This is a genomic window from Arthrobacter sp. GQ119 (genome assembly GCF_059759125.1).
The window spans coordinates 407,714-418,448 of sequence record NZ_JCAXEA010000001.1; the positions used below are offsets into that span (position 1 = coordinate 407,714).

The 10,735-nt window shown below is 65.8% G+C and carries 9 protein-coding genes; 7 read left to right on the plus strand and 2 right to left on the minus strand.

The genetic code is table 11. The annotated features are described in order from the left end of the window. Positions 1-42: 42 nt before the first annotated feature. Positions 43-687: a TetR/AcrR family transcriptional regulator gene (locus AC6CH3_RS01835; RefSeq protein WP_498130806.1), complete on the minus strand. Its 645-nt coding sequence runs from the start codon at positions 685-687 to the stop codon at positions 43-45. A 78-nt stretch (positions 688-765) separates the two neighbouring features. Between AC6CH3_RS01835 and AC6CH3_RS01840 the strand changes: the two genes are divergently transcribed. From AC6CH3_RS01840 to AC6CH3_RS01870, 7 genes are all read left to right on the plus strand, one after another. Continuing rightward, positions 766-2,094, plus strand: a complete 1,329-nt coding sequence (locus tag AC6CH3_RS01840) for a glycosyltransferase (protein ID WP_498130807.1) — start codon at positions 766-768, stop codon at positions 2,092-2,094. 99 nt (positions 2,095-2,193) lie between these two features. Continuing rightward, positions 2,194-3,060, plus strand: coding sequence for an HNH endonuclease (locus AC6CH3_RS01845; protein WP_498130808.1), 867 nt, complete (start codon positions 2,194-2,196; stop codon positions 3,058-3,060). Positions 3,061-3,275: 215 nt separating this feature from the next. Beyond that, positions 3,276-4,712 (plus strand): flotillin family protein, encoded by a 1,437-nt coding sequence (locus AC6CH3_RS01850; protein WP_498130809.1) that lies wholly within the window; start codon positions 3,276-3,278, stop codon positions 4,710-4,712. After that, positions 4,705-4,953: an NfeD C-terminal domain-containing protein gene (locus tag AC6CH3_RS01855; RefSeq protein ID WP_498130810.1), complete on the plus strand. Its 249-nt coding sequence runs from the start codon at positions 4,705-4,707 to the stop codon at positions 4,951-4,953. The genes AC6CH3_RS01850 and AC6CH3_RS01855 overlap by 8 nt, the downstream gene beginning before the upstream one ends. A 96-nt stretch (positions 4,954-5,049) precedes the next feature. After that, positions 5,050-6,207, plus strand: a complete 1,158-nt coding sequence (locus AC6CH3_RS01860) for a glycosyltransferase family 4 protein (protein ID WP_498130811.1) — start codon at positions 5,050-5,052, stop codon at positions 6,205-6,207. Next, positions 6,204-7,586, plus strand: a complete 1,383-nt coding sequence (locus tag AC6CH3_RS01865; RefSeq protein WP_498130812.1) for a UDP-glucose dehydrogenase family protein — start codon at positions 6,204-6,206, stop codon at positions 7,584-7,586. Before AC6CH3_RS01860 ends, AC6CH3_RS01865 begins: the two co-directional genes overlap by 4 nt. A gap of 121 nt (positions 7,587-7,707) precedes the next feature. After that, positions 7,708-9,852: an EAL domain-containing protein gene (locus AC6CH3_RS01870; protein WP_498130813.1), complete on the plus strand. Its 2,145-nt coding sequence runs from the start codon at positions 7,708-7,710 to the stop codon at positions 9,850-9,852. A gap of 15 nt (positions 9,853-9,867) precedes the next feature. On the opposite strand, the gene AC6CH3_RS01875 is transcribed toward AC6CH3_RS01870, so the two are convergent. After that, positions 9,868-10,707: an SDR family NAD(P)-dependent oxidoreductase gene (locus tag AC6CH3_RS01875; RefSeq protein ID WP_498130840.1), complete on the minus strand. Its 840-nt coding sequence runs from the start codon at positions 10,705-10,707 to the stop codon at positions 9,868-9,870. Positions 10,708-10,735: the final 28 nt, after the last annotated feature.

The following is a 10,735-nucleotide window of genomic DNA, read 5'->3' on the forward strand; positions in this document are numbered from 1 at the left end:
CCTTTTCGGTGAGGCGGCCGTCTCGCGTCCCCGTGCGTTTGGCTATCGGACCAGCGCCGCTTCAGCGAGCATGCGCTCCAGCCACGTGAGGTACCTTTCCTGCGTCCATCCGGCCTGAACCACCAGCAGGTCATATTGGTGAGGTGAGGTGAGCACCAGCAGGGTCGCGGCCATGTCCTCGGCGTCCAAGTCCGTCCGCAGCCCGGAGCGCGTCTGCAGCACCTTGACCACCTTCACAAAATCTGCCCGGATACGCTCCTGCAGCTCCGCATATGCTGCGGCGAGGTCGGAATCCCCCTGCGCGGCGGCCGCCAGCGCCTGCCACAGCTGTCCGACACGGCGGTTGAGTTCCGCCGCGAAAACAGCCAGCCCGGCGAGAGCCTCCGCGTTGCTGGTCTTCTGGAGCACAGCCTTGGCCTCGGGCACATCCAAGATGGAACGCCCGCCGTCAACACCCGCCGACCGGCTTTCCACCGCGGCGAGCAGGAGCATTCTCTTGGGGCCGTGGGCCTGAACGGTTTCCACGGATACACCCGCTTCGTCCGCTATGGCCCCAAGGGTGGTGGCCGTGAAACCCCTCGCCGCGAAACAGGTGCCCGCGGCATCGACGACCCGTTGCCGGGTGGCGCCCGCCTGGGCATCCCGGAGCGTGGAGCGGTACCGCCGGCGTTTTTCGTGATGCTGCATTTCCTTGTCCTGCATATTGACTACTGTGCCACAGTAATGAAAACTGTGACAACGTAAACAACCTAATAGGAGACCGCCATGGCATCGGTACTACTCTGCTCCAGTCCCTTGATTGGCCACGTAACGCCGATGCTCTCGGTGGCTGCGGGCCTCGTGCAACGCGGACATGATGTCCGGTTCCTCACTGGACAGCGCTACAAGGGCCGCGTGGAGGACACCGGAGCAAGCTTCCTGCCCCTGCCGCCGAAAGCCGACTTCGACGACACGAACCTTGATGCAGCTTTTCCGGGCCGGATTGGCCTCAAAGGCCCCAAGGGAATCCGGTTCGACATCAAGGAGATCTTCATGCGTCCGGGGAAAGCGCAATACGAGGCCATCCTCAGAGCACTCGCGGAACGCCCTGCGGATGCTGTTCTGGCCGAATCGCTGTTCATGGGCGCCCCGCTGCTGCTCAACCTCCCGCGGTCCCGCCGCCCGGCGGTAGTCAACTGCGGCATCGTGCCACTCAGCCTGGCCAGCAGGGACACGGCGCCGTACGGGCTGGGCATCCCGCCGATGCCTGGTGCGGCTGGCCGGATTCGTAACCGAGCACTGCAGGCACTGACCGAGAAAATTGTCTTCGGCCCGGTTCAGAAGTATGCCGACGCCGTCTCCATTGAGGCCACGGGGCGCCCCTTCCCGACGTTCTTCATGGACTGGCCCCGTGCCGCCGACCGCGTGGTCCAGTTCACGGTCCCGGAGTTCGAATATCCACGCTCGGACCTTCCGGGAACGGTGTATTTTGTTGGGCCCGTCTCCCAAAGCGGCAAGAACACTGCAGGAAACGCCGCCACGGACGCGCTGCCTGACTGGTGGGAGGAGCTCGACGCCGGCCGACCGGTCGTGCACGTCACGCAAGGCACCGTCGCCAACCGGGATTTCGATGACCTCATCCGCCCCACCATCGACGGCCTCGCTCATGACGACGTCATGGTCGTTGTGAGCACTGGCGGACGCCCGGTGGAAGCCCTCGCAGGTCCCCTGCCGGACAACGTGCGCGTTGCGTCCTACCTTCCCTACGACGAGCTGCTGGCCAGAACCGACGTGCTGGTCACGAACGGCGGTTATGGCGGTGTGCAATTCGCGCTTCGGCACGGCGTGCCGCTCGTCGTGGCGGGTGAAACCGAGGAAAAGATCGAAGTGTGCGCCCGCGTGGCCTGGTCAGGCGCCGGAATCAACCTCCGCTCCAACCGCCCCATCCCAGAAGCCGTGGCCAGGGCCGTCCGAACCGTCCTGACAGAAAATTCCTACCGCGAGGCAAGCAGCCGCATCGGGAACTCCATCCGAAAGTCGAGGGGCATGGATGAGCTGGCCGAACTGGTGGAGAGCCTTGCCACCTCGAGCCCACTCCCCGACGGCGCCGAGTAGGCCGTCAGCACCGAGGGCTCTGGCCGGGGCCTCGCCCCTTCCGTTCACGGGCTGCCGGCAACAGGCCCGGAGCAGCAGAATCACTGCAAGAATATGCGTATGACAGCCATCATCCTGGCGTGGGATCCTGACCACAGCGACGGCTGGAACCATGCCGCCGCCGTCGAACGTGTGCGGGAGACAGGCCAGGTGCTGACAGGCTGGGCCGTTGACGGCCCGGTAGACGTGCACGCCGGTGATGAGGCCTGGCTGTGGCTGCAGGGCCGCCGCCACGGACTTTTGGGCCACGGTCTGGTGGTCTCGGGAGAGGCCCCGGGGGCCGCACAGCCGGTGGCCGGCGAGCAGGGCGTGGGCTCCCGACGCATCACCGTGGCGTTCGATGCCCTCCTTCGGTCCGGCGACCAGATCCTGCCAGGCGTCCTTGCCGACGCTGTGCCGGAGGTTCCGTGGGAGGACCTGGCGCAGCCGGTGCTCGCCCTTGACCCGGTGCAGGAGTCGGGAGTCCGGGCCGTGTGGCGGGAGTCGGGACCGGCACAGGCGCCGGACCCCGTCCAGCTCGTGCCCGGGAGCTATCCGGAGCAAGCGGTCAGCCGGGTGCAGGCCAACCGCTTCGAAAGCAGCGTTGAGGCACGGCGGATCTGCGTGGCCCACCACGGCACCAGCTGTGCCGCCTGCGGCTTCTCCTTTGAGTCCGCCTATGGAGAGACCGGCTCGGGCTTCATCCAGGTCCACCATCTGGTGCCTGCCGGACAGATCGGCAATGACTATGAGCTCGATCCGGTGACGGACCTTGTTCCGCTCTGCCCGAATTGCCACGCGATGGCGCATCTGGATGTGGGCACGCCGCGGACGGTGGCAGAGCTCAGGCAGCTCATTGCCGGGGCAGGCTATCTGGCCGGACAAACGCTATCGCCGGAAGAACTGGAAGCCCAGCGGGATGCCCGCCGGATTCTGGAACAGCACTGATTCCGGAACAGCACCGATTCTTGAAAAGCCTCGTGGGCGGACGCCTCGGGGCGGGCCCGCGGAGCACCGGCCCGCCCCCGGATCCTGATCATCAAATTGCTGGACTTTCCCGTATGCGCCCGGCAAGACTGTCTATCACAGCTGGCAGTTTCGGCGCGCCCGGTGCCGGCCTGTACTGTGCCTCGCCTTTTTCAATGACGTGAAAGGACACATTCATGGAAGCCCTGTCAGCCTTCCTCCCAGCTATCGCCACCATCGTCGGGATCCTCGCCGGAATCGCTGTGATTTGGGTGGCCATAAAACTGATGTGGAAGGTTGCTGAGCCCAACGAGGCCCTGATCATTTCAGGCCTGACGCGCGGAACCCTCGAGAACACCGACGGAATGGACTTCAAGATTGTCACCGGCCGGGGCGCGCTCGTGATCCCGGGGCTGCAAACGGTGAGGGCCTTGTCCCTGACCCTGAATGAGAGGGAACTCACGGTCTCATGTGTCACCTCTCAGGGCATCCAGGTCATTGTCGATGGCGTGGTCATCTACAAGATCGGCGATGCACCGCCCTTCATCGCCAATGCCGCGCGGCGGTTCCTCGGCCAGCAGCCCAAGATGGAAAGCCAGGTCTACAACGTCTTTGAGGGACATCTCCGCTCCATTATCGGCAGCATGACGGTTGAAGAGATCATCCGCGAGCGCGACAAGCTGGCTTCGCAGGTCCGCGGCGCAAGCGGTGTGGAAATGGAAAAGCTCGGACTCGTCGTCGATTCACTGCAGATCAAAGACCTGCAGGATCCCACGGGATACATCCAGAACATCGCGAAACCGCACATTGCGCACGTCAAGATGGAGGCCCGCATCGCCGAGGCCACCAGGAACCGGGAGGCGGCAGAGAAAGAAGCCGAGGCGGCGGCGCAGATTGCCGACGCCCAAAGCGTCTCGGCCATCAAACAGTCAGTTGCCCAGGCAAACGCCGAGCGGGCCAAGGCCAATGCGGCCCAGGCAGGGCCGCTGGCGGAAGCAACGGCGCGGCAGCAGGTGGTAGTGCAGGAAACCGAAGTGGCCAAGCTGGAGGCGGACCGCGAGGAACAGAAGCTGCAGACGGTCATCCGCAAACCGGCCGACGCCAAGGCCTATGCGCAGCGGACCGAAGCCGAGGCCCAGAAGTCCGCGGACATCAGCGCCGCTGAGGCAAGGGCCAAACGGACGGAACTCGAAGCACAGGCCAATGCCCGGCGCGTTGAAGTCGAGGCCCAGGCCAGCGCTTCGGCTGCGGCGGCCATGGCGGGAGCCACGCGTGTGACAGGTGAGGCCGAGGCCGCTGCCACGAGGGCCCGGGGTGATGCCGCCGCGTCCGCGATCAAGGCGAAGGCCCTGGCGGAAGCGGAAGGCATCAAGGCACGCGGCGACGCACTGGAGACCAACCAGGATGCCGTCATCGCCCAGCAGCTGGCGGAGAACATGCCTGCCATTGTGTCGGCTGCGGCCGAGCCGTTCGGCCATGTGGGCCAGATGACGGTGCTGAACGGCGGCGACGGCCTCAACGGCATGATCGGCGGCATCCTCTCGCAGGCCGGCACGTTCCTTCCGCGCCTTTCCAGCGCGCTGAAGGACGGCCACGAGCCGTCAAAACGATCCCCGAAGCCGCCCAGTGCATAGGAACGTTGACCGCAGCCTGACAGGCAAGATCGGCAGGGTCACAGGGCGGATAGGCCCGGGCACGGTCGGTGAGGTGATGCTGCCGTTCCGCGGCGGGACCAGCGCCTTTCATGCCTACCCGTTCGACAAAACCAGCGTCTTCCCGGTCGGCGACAAGGTGCTTGTAATCTACTTTGAACCGCCCCAAACGGTTTTTGTTGATGAACTGCCGGACATCTTCCGGCCCGACGCCGCCGGATAAGCCTCTCGGAACCCGCGTCCTCCTGTTAACCCAACCTTTGCCTCAGCGTCACGCCCACTCCGCCGCAACGTCAGACGCCCCGATCACGGTGGAGGGGTGAGGATCGCAATAGTCGCTGAATCATTCCTGCCTCTGATGAACGGGGTTACGCACTCCATCCTGCGCGTGCTCGAACATCTGCAGGAGCGCGGGGATGAGGTGATGGTGATTGCGCCGTCGACATCGGACACCGATGTTCTTGATGTTGTCCACGGCGCGATTGTGCATCGGCTTCCCTCCGTACCGCTGGCCGGGTATGCGAATGTCCGGGTGGCCGTGGGTGGCGTGTATCGGGTCAAAAGAATGCTTGCCGATTACGCTCCCGACGTGGTCCACCTGGCATCGCCGTTCGTGCTCGGCTGGCGGGCAGCCCAGGCGGCCGCCCAGCTGGGCATCCCGACCGTGGCGATCTACCAGACTGAGGTTCCCAGCTACATGGCCCGCTATGGCGTGCCGTTCCTCGAGAACTGGGCCTGGAACCGGGTGGAGAACATTCACCTGCTTGCCGACCGGACGCTGGCGCCCTCCACTTTCGCGCTGAACCAGCTGCGCGGCCGCGGGATTCCGCGGGTGGAGATGTGGCGGCGCGGTGTGGATACCGCGCGTTTTGCACCGGAAAAGCGCGACGGCGCGTGGCGGGCATCCGTGGCACCCGGCGGTGAGCGGATCATCGGCTATGTGGGCCGGCTCGCGGTGGAAAAGCAGGTCGAGGACCTGGCAGTGCTCGCCGACGTCCCCGGCACACGGCTGGTCATCGTGGGCGACGGTCCGCAGCGGCCGGCCCTTGAAGAAGCCATTCCGAGCGCGGTTTTCACCGGGTTCCTGGGCGGCGAGGAGCTGGCCAGGGCGGTGGCTTCGTTCGATCTGTTTGTCCACCCGGGTGAATTCGAAACCTTCTGCCAGACCATCCAGGAGGCCATGGCGTCCGGGGTGACGGTGGTGGCTACCGGGCGCGGCGGCCCCCTGGACCTGGTGGAAAACTCACGGACCGGATGGCTTTACAGGCCAGGCGACCTGGCCGACCTGCGGAGCCGCGTGATGGACCTGATGGGCGACGACGCCAAGCGCCGTGCGTTCGCAGCGGCTGCGCACGCTTCAGTCCAAAACCGGACATGGCCGGCCCTCAATGCTGAACTGGTCCGTCACTACAGGGAGGTCATCGCCGCCTCCTCAGTGTCCGCCGGACGCCCAACCTCAGAAGGAGCAGGCCTGTGAAAATTTCTGTAATCGGCTGCGGCTACCTCGGTGCCGTACATGCAGCCACTCTCGCTTCCATGGGCCACACGGTGGTGGGGATCGACGTTGATCCTGCCAAAGTGGAGCGCCTGGCCGGCGGCGTTGCCCCCTTCTTCGAACCGGGCCTGGACGAGCTGCTGCGCGATGGCCATGCCACCGGCAGGCTCAGCTTTTCCACGGATTTTGGCGCCGCCGCCGGCGCCGAGATCCATTTCCTCTGCGTGGGCACACCGCAATCCAAAACGTCCGACGGCGCCGACCTCAGCTACCTGGTCTCGGCCACCGAAAGTCTCCTTCCACACTTAAGCCGCGGTGCCGCCGTCGTCGGTAAATCAACGGTGCCCGTGGGGACCGTTGACATGCTTGGCGGAATTCTTGCCGGCCGGCGGGACGTCCTCCTCGGCTGGAATCCGGAGTTCCTGCGCCAGGGCACCGCCGTGAAGGACACACTGGTGCCCGACCGCCTGGTGTATGGCGTGCCGGGCGGCAGGGACGCCGCCTTTGAACCGGGAAGCAGCACACCGCGGGGAGTCACTGCGGTGCTGGATGCCGTGTATGAGCCACTGCTGTCTGCCGGCATTCCGCGGCTGGTCTGCAACTTCGCCACGGCCGAGCTGATTAAGTCCGCGTCGAACGCGTACCTGGCCACAAAGGTCAGCTTCATCAACGCAATGTCGGAGTTGTGCGACGCGTCCGGGGCTGACATCAGCGAGCTCAGCGAAGCGATGGGCCTCGATCCCCGCATTGGGAGCCGGTACCTGCACGCGGGGCTGGGTTTCGGCGGCGGCTGCCTGCCAAAGGACATCCGGAGCCTGAAGGCCCAGGCCTCGAAGCTCGGCGTTGGGTCGGCGACGGAATGGATGCAGCTGGTGGACTCCGTGAACGCGCGTCAGCGGCTCCGGACAGTGGAGCTGGCCCGCGAGCTGTGCGAGGGCCATCTCGCCGGCCGCACGGTGACGGTGCTGGGCGCCGCGTTCAAACCGGACACGGACGACGTCCGCGATTCGCCGTCCCTCGACGTCGCCCTCCGGCTCGCCGCGGCCGGCGCGCACGTGACCGTGACCGACCCGAAGGCCATCAACACCGCGTGGATGCATTACCCGCAGCTGCGATTCGAGCCCTCGGCGGCCCGGGCGCTGGAGGGGGCCGAGCTCGTGCTGCTGCTCACCGAATGGGATGAGTACCGCACTTTGTCACCTGCCGTCGCCGGGCAGCTCGTACGGCGCCGGACGGTGCTGGACGCGCGAAACGTCCTGGACGCCGCAGGCTGGGAAGCCGTGGGCTGGACAGTCCGCGGCCTGGGAACGAACGCGGGCGCGCCGCTGATGGGCCCGGTCGAGGCCAAGTTCGCCCACTGAGCAACCCACCCGGACTCCCTTCGGAGTCTCCAGGGGTAGAGTCCGGCTTGGCCGGGACTCTATGATTTCTGGAGGGGGATGTTCATGACGAAAATTTGGTCTCACGCGGAGCACGCCTGATATGGGGGCTCCTTCGCCGCACGAGCAGCAGGAAGGTCCGGGGATCGGCCTCCAGTCAGTCTTCGATGCGCTGCCGGACGCCGTGCTGGTCATAGCCGATGACGGCTCGATCAGCCTCGCCAACACTGCCGCGGCGTCCATCTTCGGGTACGCCCGGCAGGACCTGACCAGCCGGGACCACCGGTTCGTGCTGCCCAACGGTTTCCCCGAGGGCTTTGACCGTCACTTCGCCTCTCTTCGCATCAACTCCGCCGCTCCGCCTCCGTCACCTTTTGAGACGTACGGCCTCCGCAGCGACGGCAGCGAGTTCCAGGGCGAGGTGGCCTGTTCCCTGCTTGAATCGGAGCAGGGAACATTCCTCGTGGCGTGCTTCCGCCCGACGTTCCACCGGGAAGAGACCGATGACGGGCTGCGCGAAGCGATGTCGCTGCTCAGCGCCACGCTGGAGTCGACGGCGGACGGCATTCTCGTGGTGGGCGTCGACGGCAAGATCGCCGGGATGAACGACCAGTTTTCTGCCATGTGGCACATTCCCCACGAGCTGCTTGCCACCCATGACGATGAAGCCGTGATGGGCTTTGTCCTGGGACAGCTCACTGACCCGCAGACCTTCGTGGAGAAAGTCCAGGACCTGTACGCGCACCCCGCCGCGGAGAGCCACGATGTCCTGGAATTCCTGGACGGACGCACTTTCGAACGGTACTCACGGCCCCAGAAGGTGGGCGACAAAGTGGTGGGCCGGGTCTGGAGCTTCCGTGATGTGACGCCGCGGCGGCGCGCCCAGGAACAGGCGAAGCAGGCGATGGCCGAACTCGCCGAGCAGGCCGCACAGCTGAAGGCCATGGCTTTCCAGGACCCGCTGACCGGGCTGGCCAACAGGAAACTGTTCCACGAGCAGCTGACTGAAGCGCTGAGCGGTGAGGGCAGCGCCGCCGTCGACGTCCTCCTCCTGGATCTGGACGATTTCAAGGAGGTCAACGATATCCTCGGCCATCACGCCGGTGACCAGATGCTCGTTGAGGTTGCCCGCCGGCTGCGGGCCTGCGTCCGTCCGGAAGATACTGTCGCACGGCTGGGCGGTGACGAGTTCGTGGTTCTCCTGACCGGTGCCCGGGATGCTGACAGCGTGGCGGAAGGCATCGTGGAATCACTGAACGTCCCGGTCTTGATTGATGGAGCCATGCTTCGGCCCAGCCTCAGCCTGGGTCTCGCTTCCATGGGTGAGGGCGTCATCGCGGCCTCGGAGCTGCTGCGCCGTGCGGACGTCGCCATGTACGCCGCCAAGGACGCCGGCAAGAATCAGTACCTGCGGTTCCGGCCGGAGATGATGACGGCGCTGGTTCGGCGGACGCACATGGAGGCCGGCCTGCGGCTCGCCATCGACAACGACGAGATCACCGTGAACTACCAGCCGATTGTCTCGCCCGGGCTCGGCGAGGTCACCCAGTTCGAGGCCCTGGCCCGGTGGGACCGGGGCGGCGAACGGGTTCCGCCGTCGCACTTCATTCCTACGGCGGAACGCAGCGGGCTCATTTCAGCCATCGGGATGCACATGCTGCGGGAAAGCTTCACCCAGCTTCGTTCCTGGCTGGACGGCTCCCGGGAACGGTCCCTCGCCGTGAACGTCTCGGGGGTTCAGCTGCGGGAACGCGGGTTCGCCGACGACGTGCTGCGGCTTGCGGAAAACTGCAGGATGAACCCCGGGCAACTGGTCCTGGAGGTGACGGAGAGCGTGTTCTTCGACCATGACGACCAAGTGATTCAGCAGCTGGGCACCCTCCGCCACGCCGGCGTGCGGGTGGCCCTGGATGACTTCGGCACAGGCTACTCCTCGCTGGGGCGGCTTCAGGACCTACCGGTGGACGCGGTGAAGATCGACCGGTCCTTCGTCTCCATGATCCGTACAGGCGCCGAGAAACTCCCGATCCTCAGCTCCATGATCAACATGGCCCACTCGCTGGGGCTCACGGTCACGGCTGAAGGGGTCGAGACTGCAGCGCAGGCGGCCTACCTGACGGACCTGCAGTGTGATTCCCTGCAGGGCTACCTGTTCTCGTTCCCCGAGCCGGAGACCGGCCTGGAGATCGCCCTCCTCCGCTCAGCCGATGCCATCGACGCGTTGGAGGGGATGCGGCTGCGGCGCTGAGCGCGGGCTTGCGCCCTACCCATGCTCCGCGGCCTGCCCGGCCCGGACCATCTCTTCGCTGCGGTCCCACAGCTCCCGCGCCAGCTCCGCGTCGTAGGCCTGCCTGTTGGCCTGGGCCAGTGCCCTCTTGGCGTAGTAGGCGCCGGGAACCCAGTCCCGGCCCGGCATGGTCGTCGCGAGCCACACCAGTGTGTCCGCGCCCTGTTCCGGGGTCAGCAGGAACCTGTTGATGAACGTCTTGTACGCGTGCCGGAACCAGCTCGTGGACTCCGCGGCGAAGTTGGTGGCCACTACGCCCGGGTGGAAGGCCGCCGCCGAGATTCCTGCCTCGCCGTAGCGGTTCTGCAGCTCCGACGTAAACAGGATGTTGGCCAGCTTGGACGTGCCGTACGCGCGGTTCGTCGAGTACGTGCGGTGGCCGTGAAGGTCGGCAAAATCCAGGTTCCCGAATCCGTTGGCCGCACTGGCCGTGTTGATGACCGTGGCGCGGCTTGCCAGCAGGACGTCCATGAGTTCGGTGGTGAGCAGGAACGGGGCCAGGTGGTTGATCTGGAACGTCTTTTCGTAGCCGTCCACGGTAAGCTCGCGCCGGCCCATGATCCCACCGGCGTTGTTGACCAGGACATCGATCCGCGCGTACTTTTCCTTCAGGGTCGCGGCCAGGTCTCGGACGTGCGCCAGTTGGGCAAAGTCGCTGAGGAAGTAGTCAGCCCCCAGGTCTGAGGCCACCGCCTTGGTTTTCTCCGCAGAACGGCCGACGACGACGATCCGCTCGCCTGCCCGTGCCAGGTTCCGTGCGGCTGCCGCGCCGATGCCGTCGCTGGCGCCGGTGATGACAATGGTGCGCTGCTGCATGAACCCAACCGTACCGGACGAGTGGTGG

Coding starts and splice junctions, on each gene's coding strand:
- AC6CH3_RS01835 (WP_498130806.1), bottom strand. CDS start 687: ATGCAGCATCACGAAAAACGCCGGCGGTACCGCTCCACGCTCCGGGAT.
- AC6CH3_RS01840 (WP_498130807.1), top strand. CDS start 766: ATGGCATCGGTACTACTCTGCTCCAGTCCCTTGATTGGCCACGTAACG.
- AC6CH3_RS01845 (WP_498130808.1), top strand. CDS start 2,194: ATGACAGCCATCATCCTGGCGTGGGATCCTGACCACAGCGACGGCTGG.
- AC6CH3_RS01850 (WP_498130809.1), top strand. CDS start 3,276: ATGGAAGCCCTGTCAGCCTTCCTCCCAGCTATCGCCACCATCGTCGGG.
- AC6CH3_RS01870 (WP_498130813.1), top strand. CDS start 7,708: ATGGGGGCTCCTTCGCCGCACGAGCAGCAGGAAGGTCCGGGGATCGGC.
- AC6CH3_RS01875 (WP_498130840.1), bottom strand. CDS start 10,707: ATGCAGCAGCGCACCATTGTCATCACCGGCGCCAGCGACGGCATCGGC.